Origin of the sequence: Intrasporangium calvum (assembly GCF_028446585.1) — a bacterium.
GTDB classification, from domain to species: Bacteria; Actinomycetota; Actinomycetes; order Actinomycetales; family Dermatophilaceae; genus Intrasporangium; species Intrasporangium calvum_A.
Map to the genome: position 1 here is coordinate 22,239 of NZ_JAPFQL010000040.1, position 15,522 is coordinate 37,760.

Genomic DNA, 15,522 nt, shown 5'->3' on the forward strand with positions numbered 1-15,522 from the left:
AGGCGGGCGACCCGTGAGGAGGCCGGATGGGGACGGGAGGCACCGGTCCCGGGCAGGATCGCGAACCTGACGCCGTCCCCCCGCTCGATCGCGGTGAGCTGCAGGCGCGAGCCCTGAGCGGCGTCCGTTGGACCGCGGTGCACACGGTCGTCTCGGTCGGGCTCGGCTTCGGGGTCAACATCCTGCTGGCCCGGATCCTCGGCGTCGTCGACTACGGACGCGTCGCCTACCTGACCACCGTCATCACCATTGCCGGCGTCATCGCCGAGCTGGGTCTCGGGATGGCCGTGGTCCAGTTCGGGACGAAGGCCCACGCGGTCGGCCAGACCGAGGTGGTGCGGTCCATCCTCTCGCGGTCGCAGGGTTTCCGACTCCTGCTCATCGCCCCGGTCGTCAGCCTCACGGTCCTGCTGGTCGTCCGGGTCGACCCGCTCCTGATGGCGCTCGCCATCGGCTTCGGCATCTGGCTCAAGGCGGCCCTGAGCGGAACCCCGGCTGCGTTGACGATCGAGAACAAGACGGCGCAGCTGGCCAAGAACGCGATGCTCGTCAACCTGCTCACCCAGGTCGGGGTCGTCATCGCCGCACTGACGTCCCAGGACGCCGACACGGTGTGGATCAGCCGAGTCACGGTGGGCGCCCTCGGCGTCGTCCTGGCCCTGCCCTACGTCTCGCGTTCCTACCGTCGGGCCGTGCTGCATCCGGCACTGCCACGCGGTTTCCCCGCCGGCTTCTGGCGCTATGCCGTGCCGGCCGGGGTGGCGTCGATCCTGGGCAACCTCATCGTCTCCCGGACCGAGGTCGCCTTCCTCACCTGGAGTGGTGACACGGCGTCGGCAGGTCTCTTCGCCCTGGCCTTCGGCGTGGCGGTGCACCTCTTCAGTCCGGCTCAGGCACTCGTCGGCCCACTGATCCCCGCGATCTCCGGGCTCCGGGAGGTGGACCGCGCTGCCGTCAGCCGGGCCCTGCGGCGAACGATGCGGGCCAGCGCGACGTTGACCGCCCTCCTCGTGGCTGGGGGGCTCGCACCGCTGGCCATCCTTCTCGAACCCATCTACGGAGCGCAGTTCGCGGCGGCGGCACCCGTCCTCGTGGCGCTCGGGCTCGGCGCCGGCGTCGCCACGGCCGGAGCGCCCCTCTTCGCCTTCATCCAGGCCCGGCTGGCGGGCGGGGCGGTCCTCAAGCTGAACCTGCTCGCGGTGATCGTCAACCTCACGCTCATCCTCACCCTGCTCCCCCTGCTCGGCCTGTGGGGCGCGGTCATCGCCAACCTGGCCGGCCTGCTCGTGCGCAACCTCCTCCTGCTCGTCACCGAGGCGCGAGACGCGCAGGTGCCGCTGTCCACGGCACTGGTCGACATGGCTCCCCTGCTCGTCGGCTCAGCCGCCTGCCTGCTCGTCTACGGCATCACGCGCACAGCGCCCTTCGGGCTGGTGGGGAGCGCGGCGGTCGCCGCGATCGCCGGCCTGCTCGCCTACACGATCGGACTGCGCCTGCTGCACCTCGGGTTGGCGGCCACCGACGAGGCCGCCATCGAGGCCGGCGTCAGCGCTGGCCTTCGTCCCGTCGCGTCGCGGATGCTGCGCGTGCTGTCCCACCGCCGCGACTGAGTGGCCCCAGGACGCTCCGGACCCTGGTGGTGATGGCGGCGCTGCTCGGCAGGACCGCCCGCGCGAGGGACCACGGCGTCAGCGGGGTGGGCTCCACCCCGAACTCCTCGGCGACCCCGCGGGGAACGGGCCGGCCGAATCCCCCCATGCTCGTCCCCGAGTGGGCCTCGCCGGTGCCGACGCGGTAGAGAGCGCCGGGGAAGGGCAACGGGGTCAGCGGCAGGTCGTCGTGCACGTGCAGGTGCGACCCGAGCCACCTCTCGAGGCGGTCGCCGAACGCGGCGTAGAGCTGCTCCTGCGAGGCCGTCAGCGGCAGGTCGACGTGAGGGTAGAGATCATGTCGCACGATGTGGGATGAGCCGCAGTGGTGGTGGAAGTCGCCACGCTGCCGGTGCAGCGCCCGCCTCCCCGCGTGGTAGCGCCATCCGTCCGTGACGGTCCAGCCCGGCTCACTGCGCCGGCCCGCGACGAACCCGGCCAGCCGCCGGGAGACGAAGTCATCGGCGTCGACGAACATGACATGCGTCAGGTCCGGCTGCTCCTGCCGTGCCGCGAGCAGTCCGACGGCGAGCTTCGTGCCCTTGTCCCTCAGCACCGCCGGAATGCCCGTGTGCGGCCCTCGATGCGGGGACGGTGCGGGGAAGTCCACCTGGACGAACCGGGTGCCCCCGGGAAGCTCGACGGTGGGCACCCGGTTGCCGACCGCGACCACGCAGAACTCGTTGCTCTGCTGCCGCACCCACGAAGTCACCGAGCGGGCGAAGATGCGCTCCACCTCGGTGTAGTCCCGGCTGTTCCACGGGTGGCGGAGGGAGGTGATCAACGCCAGCACAGTCGGCACCTTAGCGATCCCGGGTCTCGTCTACCCTCACACCATGCGAGTGCTCGTCACCGGCGGGGCCGGCTTCATCGGCTCCAACTTCGCGCTCCGCGCCCGCGAGCGCCGACCCGAGTGGCAGCTGACGGTCATCGACGCGATGACCTACGCGGCCAACCGCGCCTCCCTCGAGCCGGTGCTCACCACCGGTGAGGTCGCCCTCGTCGAGGGCAACATCGCCGATGCAGCGCTCGTCGACGGGCTCGTCGCCGACCACGACGTCGTCGTCCACTTCGCGGCGGAGTCGCACAACGACAACAGCCTCGACAGCCCGTGGCCGTTCGTCGAGTCCAACGTGGTCGGCACGTTCACGCTCCTCGAGGCGATCCGCCGGCACGGCAAGCGGCTGCACCACATCTCGACGGACGAGGTCTACGGCGACCTCGAGCTCGACGACCCTGCGCGCTTCACCGAGCAGACGCCGGTCAACCCGAGCTCGCCCTACTCGGCGACCAAGGCGAGTGCGGACCTGCTCGTCCGGGCCTGGATCCGGTCGTTCGGGATCGAGGCGACCGTCTCGAACTGCTCCAACAACTACGGCCCGCGCCAGCACGTCGAGAAGTTCATCCCCCGGCAGATCACGGGCATCCTCCAGGGCGTCCGCCCCAAGCTCTACGGCTCCGGCCTCAACGTGCGCGACTGGATCCACGTCGACGACCACAACGACGCCGTCATCGCGATCCTCGAGCAGGGGCGCCTCGGCGAGACCTACCTCATCGGGGCCGACGGCGAGCGCAACAACCTCGAGATCGTCCGGATGCTGCTTGAGCTGATGGGCAAGCCGGCCGACTGGTTCGACCACGTCGACGACCGCCCCGGCCACGACCTGCGCTACGCCATCGACTCGACCAAGCTGCGCCGCGAGACCGACTGGCAGCCGCGCTACGGCGACCTGCATGCCGGACTCGCCCAGACGATCGACTGGTATCGCACCAACGAGTCCTGGTGGCGCGAGGCCAAGGTCGCGGCTGAGCGCACCTACGAGCGACTCGGGCGATGAGCTCCGGTCTGCGCGTCCTCGTCGCGGGCGCGTCGGGCATGCTCGGCGTGGACGTCGTGGCTGCGCTGCGCGCGGCCGGGCACGTCGTCACGGCGATGGGCCGCGCCGACCTTGACGTCACCGACCCCGCGGAGTGCATCGCCGCCGCGGCCGGCCATGACCTCATCGTCAACTGCGCCGCCTTCACCCGGGTCGACGACGCGGAGACCGAGGAGGCGCAGGCCTTCCGCGTCAACGCCGTCGGCGCCGCCAACCTCGCGCGGGGCGCGGCTCACGCGGGCGCGCGCCTCGTGCAGATCTCCACCGACTACGTCTTCGACGGCACCGCCACCGAGCCGTATGCCGCTGAGCACCCTCCCGCTCCCCGGTCGGCCTACGGTCGCACCAAGCTCGCAGGCGAGTGGGCGGTCCGTGCCCTGTGCGCGGACAGCTGGATCGTGCGCACGGCCTGGCTCTATGGCGCGGGGGGCGGCAACTTCGTGACGACGATGCTGCGTCTGGCCGGTGAGCAGGAGACACTTGATGTCGTGAACGACCAGTGGGGGCAGCCGACGTGGACCCGCGACCTCGCGGACCTCATCGTCCGCATGGTCGACGCCGACGCCCCGGCCGGGGTCTACCACGGCACCTCCTCGGGCGAGACGACGTGGCACGGGCTGGCCCAGGCGGTGTTCGTCGAGCGGGGTCTCGACCCCGAGCGGGTGCGGCCGACGACGACCGCGGCCTTCCCACGGCCTGCTCCCCGACCGGCCCGCAGCGTGCTCTCACACCAGAGCCTGGAGGACGCCGGGGTGGCCCCGATCCGCGACTGGCGGGCAGCACTCGCGGAGCAGCTGCAGTGCTGACGGACCTCCTCGCCCTGGCGGGGCCGTGGGCGCCGGTCGTCTACGTCATCGCCTTCACCGCGGTCGTCATGGTCGGCGTGCCGCGCTCTGCCATGACCCTGGCGGGCGGTCTCGCCTTCGGTCCGGTGCTCGGGATCGCGCTGGCGTACGGAGCATCCCTGATCGCGGCGGTGCTTGCCCTGCTCGTCGGGCGAGCCCTCGGCCAGGAGGCCGTCGAGCGCCGCGCCGGTCCGAGGCTGCGCCGCGTGCAGTCCGCGCTGCAGAGCCACAGCTTCCGAGGGGTGCTCCTCACCCGGATGACACCCGTGCCGTTCGCCATCGTCAACTACAGCCTCGGCGCGCTGGGGGTCCGCACCCGGCCCTATGTCCTCGGCACCGCTGTCGGGCTGGTGCCCGGAGCGATCGCGTTCGGCAGCGCCGGTGGGTCCGTCGCGGCCGGGCAGTTCCAGTGGGCTCTCGCCATCGTTGCGGTGCTGGGACTGGCGTGGCTGGTCGCGCGTCGGCGCGCGGAGCCAGCCCAGCGGCATACGGCCTGACCTCCGTCCCCCGCGCGAGGTGACGGCCGGCACGACCGGCCGCGTAGCATTGACCTGAGGGTCGTGAGCGGGATGCAGTCGTTGCCGGCGTTGCTCACACGGCTCCGCAGAGCCGCGTGGCTCACCCTTGCACTGGGGCTGATCCTGGCGAGCCCGGCGCTCGGCGAGACGGAGCCGAGGACCGCCCAGGGCAGCGCTGTCGGGCCACCGCGCGTCCTGGTCACCCAGGTGGCGACCCCGATCACCCCGGTCGTGGCCGACCACCTCGGCGAGGGGATCGAACGGGCCGCAGCCGAGGGCTACTCGGCCTACGTCATCGAGCTCGACACCCCCGGCGGGCTCGCCACTGCGATGCGCGACATCATCTCCGACACCCTGGCGAGTGCGGTGCCCGTCATCGTCTACGTCTCGCCGGACGGGGCTCGGGCGGGCTCAGCCGGCGCGCTGATCACCTTCGCCGCGCACGTCGCCGTGATGGCGCCCGGCACGACCATCGGCGCCGCGACGCCGGTGGGCCCCGAGGGGGCCGCGGTGTCCGACAAGATCGTCAACGACGCCGCGGCGGAGGCGCAGGCCCTGGCCGAGCTGCGCGGGCGCAACGCCGAGTTCGCCGTGGACACCGTCCGGAAGGGCCGCGCGGCCGCCGTCGACGAGGCGGTGGAGCTCGGCGCGGTCGACGGGACGGCGATCAGTCTGGCTGCCGCCCTCGAGCTCGCGGACGGCCGGACCGTGACCCTGGCCGGCGACCGGCAGGTCGTGGTCCACACCGCCGGAGCGGCCGTGACCCGGCACGACCTCGGCTTCCTCCGCCAGGTCCTCCAGGTCATCGCCGACCCCAACATCGCCTTCCTGCTCCTCACCCTGGGCACCCTCGGGCTGATCTATGAGCTGGCGACACCGGGCGTCGGGTTCGCCGGCGCCACCGGAATCACGGCGCTGCTGCTGGCGCTCTTCAGCCTGTCGGTCCTCCCGGTCAACGCGGTGGGTCTCCTCCTGCTCGCTGTCGCTGCGGGGCTCTTCGTCGCGGAGCTCTTCGTGCCGGGCACCGCCGGCTTCGCGTTCGGCGGGGCGGTGGTGCTCCTGCTCGCCGCGGTCTTCCTCTTCGACGACACCGAAGGGGTCGCCGTCGACCCCATGGCCGCCGTGCCGCTCGCCGTGCTCGCCTTCCTCGCCGCCGCCTTCGCCGGTCGCATCGCGTATCGAACGCGCCATGCGGCGTCAACGAGCACCGGTGCGGACGTCTTCACGGACCGGGTCGTCCCGGTCCGCCAAGCAGACGGCACCACCGGACGCACCTTCACCGAAGGCGCCTGGTGGACGATCCGGAGCACCGGGCCGCCGCTCGAGGAGGGCACGGAAGTCCGGGTCGTCCACGTCGACGGGCTCGTCCTCCTCGTCGACCCTCACCGCGCCTCCTCGGCCCCGGACGCCCCTCGCCCGGTGGCCGACCGGCAGAGAGAAGCAACATCATGACGAACGGCACCCTCATCGGCATCGGCCTGGCGGTCCTCGTCCTGGCCCTCCTCCTGGCGGCAGCGATCCACGTCCTGCCCGAGTACGAGCGTGGCGTCATCCTGCGTCTCGGCCGCATCCAGCCGCTCAAGGGGCCCGGGCTGATCCTCATCATCCCGGTCATCGACCGGCTGACCAGGGTCAACCTCCGCACCCAGACCTACGACATCCCCCCGCAGGACATCATCACCAAGGACAACGTCACCGTCCGGGTCAACGCGGTCGCGTACTTCAACGTCGTCGAGGCGGTCCGGTCGGTCCTGTCCATCGACGACTACCGCTTCGGCACCCAGCAGGTGGCCCAGACCACCTTGCGCGGCGTGCTGGGCCAGACGACCCTCGACGACCTGCTGACCAAACGCGACGAGGTCAACCAGCGACTCCAGCAGATCATCGACAGCGTCACGGACCCCTGGGGAGTCAAGGTCACCATCGTCGAGGTCAAGGACGTGATCCTGCCCGAGTCGATGCGCCGGGCCATGGCTCGCCAGGCCGAGGCGGAGCGCGACCGCCGCGGCAAGGTGATCCACGCGTTGGGCGAGAAGGAGGCAGCGGCGAACCTCGGCGAGGCGGCCGTCGTCCTCGAGGAGCACCCCGCCGCGCTCCAGCTCCGCATCCTCGGAACGTTGCTCGAGCTCGGCGGCGAGAAGACGTCGACCATCGCCTTCCCCGTGCCGATGGAGCTCCTCCGACTGCTCGACACGACGGCCAAGGGCCGACAGACCGAGCCAGCCCAGCGGCATACGGCCTGAGCGAGCGAGCCGACGCCCCGCGGTGGTCAGCTCGTGCGGCGGGCCGCGGCAGCAGCGGCGACCCAGCGCTCCGCGAGCCCGGCATCGAGCGGCGGAGCACCCCGCACCTTCCGCGCGGCGCCGTCGAAACGTTTGACGAGGTCATCGGCCGACACCGCACCCACCTCGGCGAGCGAGGTGAAACCCGCTGCGCGCAGGACGAGCACGTGCTTGCCGGTGGCCTCCGGCAGCGTCACCAGCTCGGCCTCACTGAGCCACGTCCGCAGTGTGGCCCGCTCCACCCCGAGACGGCGCTCGAGCTCCGTGGCCACCCGCGCTCTCGACCCGACGGAGACCAGGTCCCCGGCGCGGAAGAGCCCCGCTGCGGTGAGCGCCCGCAGGGCACGCGCATCGACACTGGGCAGCTCCTCCAGCGGCACGGAGCGCCGCAGCTCTGCGCCCGCCTCGGCGCCCTCCACGGGAATCGGGACGATCGTCAGGGTGAGCCGGCCCACCGAGGCGTCCTCCGGAGCACCCGGCGTCGGGAAGCGGTAGCGCAGGTTGCCCAGGTCGTCGAGGTCGAGGCCGACCTTCGTGTCGAGCTGGACCTCCCGCAGCGCGAAGCGGGTCACGCCGTTGTCCGACTCCGCGAGCTGCCGTTGCAGCTGGTCGGTCGCGTTGGCGATGGCCGTGCCCAGCTCGTCGTAGTGTCGCCCCTCGCCGCGCAGCGCGGCGACCTCGGCGCGCAGCGCCTCGTTCTCCTTCTGCAGACGCGCGACCTCGGCCGCGAGGCCCTCGACCAGCTTGCGGTCGTCCTCGTCGCCGAGTGAGTCGATCGGCCGGAAGATCCCGATGACACCGTCGTTGCGAATCACCTCAGTGCCGGCCCGCAGGATGGCACCGGAGATGGACGGCCGGCTCGGCACCTCGATGTCGTCACTCATGGGGCTCAGCCTCCACCGGTGCCGGCTGCGTGTCCACGCGTGGCCGGCTGTCCATGACGACGCGCAGCCGGACCTGGGTCGAGGCGTCGTGCCCGAGCAGCGCAGAGTCGACCGGGCTGGCGGTCCGCACGAAGAGGCTGGGCCGACGGGTCTCGCCTCGACTCACCCGAGCCGCGAGCTGCACCTCGAGCGCGGTCGAGTTCACCGTGAACCAGAGTGGCGGTGGGACCGACACCCCCTCGGTCCCGTCGTTGAGCCAGGCGTCCGTCCGGGCCTGCGCGTCCTCGTCGATCGCGGCCTGCGCGGTCACGACCGCTCCGAGGAGCCCGGCGACGAGGTCGCCGAGCTCCGCGGCAGGGTTGGCGGTCATCTGAGTCGCCCCACGCCACGCGTCAGAAGACGACGGTCGTGTCGTTGGAGACGATCCCGATCCGGGCCGACACGATCGCCTCCATCGGCGAGGTGTCCGCCGTCTCGTCGAGGAACGTCCGGCGCAGCAGGATCTCCAGCCTGCCGTCGGCGTCGGTCTCGTCGCCGGCGACGTATTCGAACGGCACGCCCGACGTCTCGACGGAGATCGTCTTGCCCTGGATCGGGGTGCTGTCACGACGGAAGTACTCGATGACGACGGCCATCGTCCGCTGGGCCGGGCTGGTGCCGGCGGGTGCGATGTCGACGATCTCGCCCGCGCTGATCGCCAGCCTCGGCCCCTGGACCGCCTGGCGCGGCTTGGGCACGCCGATGTCGTGACGCGGGGTGAGCTCGGAGTACATCCGGATGCGTCCCCGGGACACGTCCGAGGTGACCTCGCTGGTGCTCTCCGTCGTCGTGCGCCGGTAGTCCAAGTAGGTGCGGCCACCGCCGATGAAGACGAAGAGTCCGGCCTGGCTCGAGCCCTCATTGTCTGTCGTCGTCGTGGTGCTGCTCGATGACCCGGCCGACAGCTCAGTGGCGACGAAGCTGCCTTGAAGCCGGACCTGGCTCCACTGGTAGAGCACCGGGTCGATGAAGGTGATCAGCGGCAGCCGCTGCTCGTGTGAGACCGACTCGTCGATGTTGCCGTCATCGTCGTAGATCGTCTCCTGCACGGCGAGCACGTCGACGGTCGTCTCCGCGAGCGCCGAGGTGGTGGCGACCGCCGTGTCGTTGAGCTTGCGCTGGGTCGACGCCACGGCTTGGCCGACGCTGGAGATGAGGTCGCCGAACCCGACTCCGGCGTTGGCCAGCTCATCGCTGACGTCGGCGTTGGGAATGTCGAGCGGAGCCGTGCCGGCCCCGGCCGGGATGATGGTCATGATTGCTCCTCGCTATCTGCTCTGCACGCGCGGACGCACGTCAGAGCGTGATCTGGGTCGTCTGGCGGATCTGCCCGAGCGAGGCGGTGACCGCGAACTGTCGCGGAGTCACCGTCACGCCGACGGGAACGACGCGAGAGAGCGTGACCTCCACCTCGCCGTCGGTGTTGGTGGTGCTGCCGTTGAAGTCACCGCCGGTGGTGAAGCTGATCCCGAGCCCCGTCGCCTCGACGACGAGGTTCTTGCTCGGGTTGACGGCGCCGGACGCCTTGAGCAGCTTGATGCGGACCTTGACCGACCGGGTGCGGATGCCGGAGGAGATCGCGTCGGTCACGGAGCCCTGCGAGAAGTAGAGCCGTGGGCCGATGTCCACGCTGGCCGGCGGCGTGAACCCGTCTGCCTCGCGCGGCGCGAGGAGAGCATCCACCCGGACCTGGCCCTGGGACCAGTCGACCTCCTGCCGTGCGTTCGAGGTCACGGTCGTGCGCTTGGTCTCGTCGTGGGTGTCGAACCACCCCAGGAACCCCCAGAACATGCCGACCGCGTTGGCGCCGATGGCGACCTGCTCCCGCTTGAACGTCATGGCCTGGGTGCGGTCGATCTCGCCGACCTCGAGGTCCATGGCAAGTCGGACGTGCTTCCACTCGTGCACCGTGGGGGTCACGAAGTTGAGCACCGAGACCTCTGACGTGACGAGCTCGGTCGCGTCGAGGTCGGGCAGGCCGTCGTCGTCGAGGGTCTGGATGACGTCCGTGACGACCTTGACCTTCTTGTCCGCCAGCGCCCGCACGCTGTCGACGAGGCCCTTGTCGAGAGCGGTCTGCGACGTTGCGACGCCGAGGCCGACCGAGGTGAGGACGTTGCCGAAGGTGGGTGCGACGCGACCAAGCTCGTCGGTCACGTCCGCGCCGAGAGCGGCTGGTGTGGTGCCCGCGCCGGCTGGTGCCGTGTCGCCGAGCGCCACCCCTCCGGCAGGGCGGGTGCTGGCTCGCGGTCGTCGGCTGACCGCTCTGCTGTCGCCGTTCGTGGTGGGCGGCATGGGCGACGCTTCCGGCGCGTCCGCGGTGGCCGTCCTGGAACGGCGGGCCGCTGGGCGGCGGGTGCGTGGCGCAGTGTTCGTGTCGGCCATGGTGTGGCTCCTCGCTGCTGGTGTGGCGTGGTCTGCGTCGCAGGCCAGACGGGAGCTGACAACCTTTCCCCCGTGCTGGTCAGAGAGGCACCAGACCGGGGCTGATACGTCTGGTCGTCCGGCGGAGTCGGCTGCCCAACGGCGCCCGGACCGCGAGCGCGAAGCGACGCGGGCCCGTCATCACGCGCCGTCCGAGCACCTCGATCCGGTAAAGGCCGTCGATCGCGTCCGGCAGGTCAACCACCTCGACCGGGTGGACGGCATCCGGCCGGCCGAGGCGGGCCGGATCATGGTTGCCCCAGGCGACCGCGCCTGCCGGGTCCGCCACGGCCAGGTCCAGGTCGTCGACGAGCATCGGGTCGGGAGCGTCATACCAGGCCAAGGCGATTCGAACTCGGCCTCCGCCCGACGGGACGCGCAGCGTCCAGTCGTGCCGGTCCCCCGTGTCGGCGCTCTCGTGGACACTGTCCGCGAGCCAGGCCCGGTGGTCCGGCCCACTCGGCAGTGACCCCCCGACGTCGAGGCGGCCCCAGCCGCACGCCTGCGGGTCCTCGTGCTCGCCCGTGGTCGACCCCCGCCGGAGGACCGGTGCGGCCCCCATCAGGAGGAGGGCCTTGAGACCGACTCCCGAGGGGTTGCGGCGAGCGCGACGCCAGCCCTGCAGGACGAGAGCGGCTCCGCCCCCGACGACACCGACCGCAATAGAGGTGCCCGAGCGGTAGCAGTAGAAGGGCTGCGGCGACGCGATGCCGTTGCCGACGTCGGACGACACCAGGCTGCGCAGCCCCACGAGGTTGGTGCCGGGCGCGCACAGGTCCGGCTTCCGGCGCCCGTCCGGCGTGGGCCCGGTGGACGTGAGCAGCGCAATCCGGTCAGGCTCGCCGCTGACCTGGTCGGCGCGATCAGCCGGGTGGGGATAGCGACGGGCCTCGTTCTCGAAGGCGGCCCAGCCGCGGCGCTCGCCGACACCCGCGGTGGGCCCCTCGGTGGCACCCACGGCGACGACGTTCTTGGCGCAGGCCGGCGCGTAGACGGTGGTGCCCTCGGGCGTGCGGTTCCGGTCCGGGTCCGAGCCGAGGTTGCCCGATGCGAAGAGGACCAGATGCTCAGGGTGCTCGGAGAGGAACAGGTCGACCTCGTGGGCGTCGTCGGTGTAGTCGCCCGCGACAGCGTCGCCCCAGGCGTTGACGTGGATGCGGGCGCCGTGTTCGCCGGCGGTCTCGAAGAGCTCGCGCAGGTCGAGGGGACGACCGGCGAGGTAGTAGCCGTCAGCGAACCGGCTCTCCTCGGACGGCCTGGCGTCGACCCACTGCTCGATGGCCTGAACGACTGCCATGGCCGCTGGTGCGACACCCCGCTTCGTCCCATGACTTGCCGCCCCGGTGCCGACCACGCTCCCCGTGACGAAGGTGCCGTGACCGCGATTGACGTCGGCGGGCCCGTCGTCGGCGCCGGGGCGAGAGGCGATGGGGTCCCAGCTCGGGTCGAGGGGACGGTTGATGAGCCCGGCGATGCGTCCGCGAAGGTCCGGGTGCAGGTTGCCGAGGTCTCCCGAGTCGAGGCCGGTGTCCACGATCCCGACGATGACACCCTGGCCGTCGAGACCGAGGTGACGAGGGAGGGTCGCGCCGACGGCCGCGTCGAGCGGGTCGTCGAGCGGGTCGTCGAGCGGGTCGTCGAGGGCGTGCGGAAGTCGCGGAGCGGTCACGAGCTTGACGCCCACGATCGCCGCGACGTCGCGCCGCGCGCTCCCTGCGGCGAGCCGGACCCGCAGTTTGGAGCGGTGCGCCCTCAGCACCGTGTGGCCGGCTGCGCGGAGGCGGCGGGCGACGGCATCGCGCTCGGCCCGGGCAAAGACGACGACGTCGACGACGTCCTCCCCTGCCACGGACGGCTGAGCGACGGCCCGGGCGCTGCTGTCGGCGTCGTAGGGGACCGCGCCCGCCGCTCCGGGGATCGCGGTGGACAGACCCGCCGCCGTGGTGCCCTGCGGCACGTCGACGCAGGCGCCGGTGGGAGGGCACCAGAAGCGCACCACGATGCCGGCGCCCGCAAGCGCGGCGCGCAGCGCAGCATCGACGGGGCGGTCGAACCGCACGACCACCCGGGGGCCGCTCCCCTGGTGGAACTCCCCTGAGGGCACCCGCACCGGTGCCCCGTGGACGAACACGATGTCGCCGTTCACCTGCAGAAGAGCGGGCGCGACCGGCCGCTGATACTCGGGACTCCCCCGAGTGCCCGGTCAGGGCTGCTCGGTGGCTCCGGGGCTGCGCAGCACTCGAGCGGACAGGGCGTGCGCGACCTCGCAGCTCGCGACCAGGTCCCCGCCGTTGCGCAAGTAGGCCGTGAGGAACCCGGCGTTGAAGGCGTCGCCCGCGCCGGTCAGGTCACGGACGTCGTCGACCGGAGGGACGGGGACCGTCGCGACGAGGTCCCCGCCCCGGAAGATGACCGTGGGGTCCTTGCCGTGTCGCGCGAGCAGGACGGTCCCGGGGAAGCGCGACAGCGACGGCCCGGCCGCTGCGCCGTCGGCGAGCTCGAGCAGCCGGCACTCGTCCTCGTTCGCGGAGATGAACTCCGGCCGGCACCGCTCGACGAGGTCCAGGAACGTCGACACGCCGTAGTGCTCGATGAGTCCCGTCGACGAGACGTCAAGCGAGACCAGGCCGCCCCGCGCGTGCTGGAGCCCGACCGCATCGAGGACCGAGTCGGCCGTCGGGGCGGTCTCGAAGGAGTAGGCCGTGACGTGCAGGATCTCGAGGCCCTCGAGCCAGGACGGGTCGACCGGCTCCAGCAGGGCGCTCGCCCCTCGGGAGGGGAACATGTTGCGCTCACCCTGCTCGTCGATGAGCAGCACGATCGTCCCGGTCGTCCCGCGCCGCTGGAGGAGCACGTCGACACCGTGGCTCGCCAGCTCCTCCTCGAGCGCGTGCCCGCCGAGATCGTCACCGACGCAGCCGATGAACCGCGTCGGGTAGCGGGGCCCGGCGAAGGCCGCGACGTTCGCCGCGGACCCGCCGCGGCGCAGGACGATCTCCGACCTGGTGTCGGTCGCCCTGCGCTGCGGTTCGAGCTGCCAGACGACGACGTCCTGGACGACGTCGCCGATGACGCCGAGCACCTACTCGCCCTGGTCGACCAGGGCGGCGGCCACCTCGCAGGCGAGGCGGATGTTGTTGCGGTAGAGCGCGACGTTGGCGTCGAGGCTGCGGCCGTCGGTCGCCCGGCGGATGAAGTCGAGCAGGTAGGGCGTCGACGCCTGCCCACCGATGCCGTCACGCTCGGCGGCGGCCCACGCATCCTCGATCACGCCGTCGAGCTCCGAGGGGTCGAGCTGCTCGGCCTCGGGCACGGGGTTGGCGACGAGGACACCGGCCGGCACACCCAGGGCGCGCTGGGTGGTCAGGACCGTCGCGATCTCCTCGGGCGAGTCGAGCCGTGCGGCCACCGGATAACCCGAGTCGACGACGTAGAACCCCGGGTAGCGGTTCGTGCGGTAACCGACGACCGGCACGCTCAGCGTCTCGAAACGCTCGAGCGTCGCGGGGATGTCGAGGATCGCCTTGGCCCCGGAGCTGACCAGGACGATGGACGTGCGGGACATCGCGATGAGGTCGGCCGACTCGTCGAAGGTCTTGTCCGCACCGTGGTGCACGCCGCCGAGGCCGCCGGTCGCGAAGACGTCGATGCCGGCGGAGCGTGCCAGGAAGGCGGTGGCGGCGATGGTCGTGCCGGCGTTCTTCTTCGTGACGGCGCCGATGGACAGCTCGCGGATCGAGGCCTTGTCGGCGTCGTCGTCCTCGCCGAGCTCGCGGATCTCGTCCGCGGTCAGGCCGACGACGGGGGTGCCGTGGTGCACGCCGATCGTCGCCGGGACGGCGCCCGCGGACCGGATGATCTCCTCGCCCTCGAGGGCGACCTCGATGTTGCGCGGCCGGGGCAGTCCGTGGGTGAAGATCGTCGACTCGAGCGCGACCACCGGGACGCGCGCGGCCAGGGCCTCGGCGACGTGGTCTCCGACGCGGATGACGGACGGGGTGGTGGTCGGCATGGGCGGTCCTCTCGGGTGACGGGCTCGGCGGCTCCCCCTACGCTACGGCGGCCGCTGATTCCCGTCGAGAATCAATTGCGAATGAACCGATACCATTTTGGAATGAAGGTGTCGTTGCGCCAGCTCGAGATCTTCCGCGCCGTGGCCGCGGAGCTGCACTTCGGTCGCGCGGCCCATCGGCTGCGGCTGTCCCAGCCGACGGTGAGCAAGGAGCTGGCCCGGCTCGAGCGCGCCTTGGGCGTCGAGCTGTTCGTCCGGTCCAGCGGCGGCACGGCCTTGACCGGCGAGGGCGCCGAGCTGCTGGAGCAGGCCGACCGGGTGCTCGAGGCGGCGCAGCAGCTGGAGCGGTCGGCCGCAGCCGCCAGGCGCCGACGCACCAGCCAGGTCCGGGTCGCCGCCTCGCCGAGCGTCGTCAACCGGCTGATGCCGCAGCTGCTGCGTGAGCTGGAGCGCCACCACCCCGACGTCGAGGTGACGGAGGTCGAGGTCGACACGGGCGGTGTCACGGCGGCACTCGACGCCGGGGCCGCGGAGGTCGGGCTCGGGCACCACGTCGCAGCCCCCGCCCATGGGTCCGTCCGCACCATCGGCCACGACGAGCTCTTCGTCATCGCAGCCGAGTCGGTCGTCGGCCAGGGGCCGACGGTCGGGCTCGACCGCCTCGCGGACGTGCCGCTCATCCTCTGGCCCCGCGAGCAGAGCCCGATCTATCACGACGCCGTCCTGGAGATCTGCCGGTCGCGCGGGCTGGAGCCGCTGCTGCTCACCGGCACCTCGCGCGTCAGTGGGTCCCGCTCCTACCTGCTCCGCGAGGGCCGCGCCTTCGCGCTCGGCCCCCGCGACTTCGCACGCTCCGAGTCGCACGGCGTCAGGGCTGCTCACCTCAGCCCTCGCGCCCACGTCCCCCTCGACCTCGCCTGGGTCGAGCCGCCCTCCCCCGCCGCCCGCACCCTGATGGCCCGGGCCCGATCCCTCGCCCCCAGCCCCCCGCC

At 71.9% G+C, this 15,522-nt stretch carries 15 protein-coding genes; 7 read left to right on the top strand and 8 right to left on the bottom strand.

Annotated elements, in window-relative coordinates; all coding sequences use genetic code 11:
- Nucleotides 1-26 precede the first annotated feature (26 nt).
- Nucleotides 27-1,610: a lipopolysaccharide biosynthesis protein gene (locus OO014_RS10550; RefSeq protein WP_272462274.1), complete on the top strand. Its 1,584-nt coding sequence runs from the start codon at nt 27-29 to the stop codon at nt 1,608-1,610.
- Here the strand turns inward: OO014_RS10550 and OO014_RS10555 are convergent.
- Nucleotides 1,546-2,442 (bottom strand): hypothetical protein, encoded by an 897-nt coding sequence (locus OO014_RS10555; protein ID WP_272462275.1) that lies wholly within the window; start codon nt 2,440-2,442, stop codon nt 1,546-1,548. The genes OO014_RS10550 and OO014_RS10555 overlap by 65 nt on opposite strands.
- A gap of 43 nt (nt 2,443-2,485) precedes the next feature.
- Here OO014_RS10555 and rfbB point away from each other — a divergent pair, with 43 nt between their 5' ends.
- From rfbB to OO014_RS10580, 5 genes are all read left to right on the top strand, one after another.
- Nucleotides 2,486-3,487, top strand: a complete 1,002-nt coding sequence (gene rfbB, locus OO014_RS10560) for a dTDP-glucose 4,6-dehydratase (protein ID WP_272462276.1) — start codon at nt 2,486-2,488, stop codon at nt 3,485-3,487.
- Complete coding sequence (gene rfbD / locus OO014_RS10565; protein WP_272462277.1) at nt 3,484-4,332, top strand: dTDP-4-dehydrorhamnose reductase; 849 nt, start codon at nt 3,484-3,486, stop codon at nt 4,330-4,332. The genes rfbB and rfbD overlap by 4 nt, the downstream gene beginning before the upstream one ends.
- Nucleotides 4,326-4,868 (top strand): TVP38/TMEM64 family protein, encoded by a 543-nt coding sequence (locus tag OO014_RS10570; RefSeq protein ID WP_272462278.1) that lies wholly within the window; start codon nt 4,326-4,328, stop codon nt 4,866-4,868. Before rfbD ends, OO014_RS10570 begins: the two co-directional genes overlap by 7 nt.
- Before the next feature lie 72 nt (nt 4,869-4,940).
- The gene (locus OO014_RS10575) at nt 4,941-6,341 is read left to right on the top strand and encodes an NfeD family protein (RefSeq protein ID WP_272462279.1); all 1,401 of its coding nucleotides are present in this window, start codon (nt 4,941-4,943) and stop codon (nt 6,339-6,341) included.
- Nucleotides 6,338-7,132 (top strand): slipin family protein, encoded by a 795-nt coding sequence (locus OO014_RS10580; protein ID WP_272462280.1) that lies wholly within the window; start codon nt 6,338-6,340, stop codon nt 7,130-7,132. The genes OO014_RS10575 and OO014_RS10580 overlap by 4 nt, the downstream gene beginning before the upstream one ends.
- Nucleotides 7,133-7,158: 26 nt before the next feature.
- Here OO014_RS10580 and OO014_RS10585 read toward each other — a convergent pair whose 3' ends face one another.
- The 7 genes from OO014_RS10585 to OO014_RS10615 form a co-directional block, all read right to left on the bottom strand.
- Entirely contained in the window at nt 7,159-8,055 is an 897-nt protein-coding gene (locus tag OO014_RS10585; RefSeq protein ID WP_272462281.1) for a DUF4332 domain-containing protein, read from the bottom strand.
- On the bottom strand, nt 8,048-8,425 hold the full coding sequence (locus OO014_RS10590) for a hypothetical protein (protein WP_272462282.1): 378 nt from the start codon (nt 8,423-8,425) through the stop codon (nt 8,048-8,050). Before OO014_RS10590 ends, OO014_RS10585 begins: the two co-directional genes overlap by 8 nt.
- Before the next feature lie 22 nt (nt 8,426-8,447).
- Complete coding sequence (locus tag OO014_RS10595; protein WP_272462283.1) at nt 8,448-9,350, bottom strand: hypothetical protein; 903 nt, start codon at nt 9,348-9,350, stop codon at nt 8,448-8,450.
- Nucleotides 9,351-9,390: 40 nt separating this feature from the next.
- Nucleotides 9,391-10,479, bottom strand: a complete 1,089-nt coding sequence (locus OO014_RS10600; protein WP_272462284.1) for a hypothetical protein — start codon at nt 10,477-10,479, stop codon at nt 9,391-9,393.
- A 79-nt stretch (nt 10,480-10,558) separates the two neighbouring features.
- Nucleotides 10,559-12,664, bottom strand: coding sequence for a S8 family serine peptidase (locus tag OO014_RS10605; protein WP_272462285.1), 2,106 nt, complete (start codon nt 12,662-12,664; stop codon nt 10,559-10,561).
- A 57-nt stretch (nt 12,665-12,721) separates the two neighbouring features.
- Nucleotides 12,722-13,600, bottom strand: coding sequence for a carbohydrate kinase family protein (locus OO014_RS10610; RefSeq protein ID WP_272462286.1), 879 nt, complete (start codon nt 13,598-13,600; stop codon nt 12,722-12,724).
- Nucleotides 13,601-14,530, bottom strand: a complete 930-nt coding sequence (locus tag OO014_RS10615) for a pseudouridine-5'-phosphate glycosidase (RefSeq protein WP_272462287.1) — start codon at nt 14,528-14,530, stop codon at nt 13,601-13,603.
- Nucleotides 14,531-14,632: 102 nt separating this feature from the next.
- Here OO014_RS10615 and OO014_RS10620 point away from each other — a divergent pair.
- Nucleotides 14,633-15,522 (top strand): LysR family transcriptional regulator (locus OO014_RS10620; RefSeq protein ID WP_272462288.1); only part of this gene is annotated, 890 nt, incomplete at its 3' end.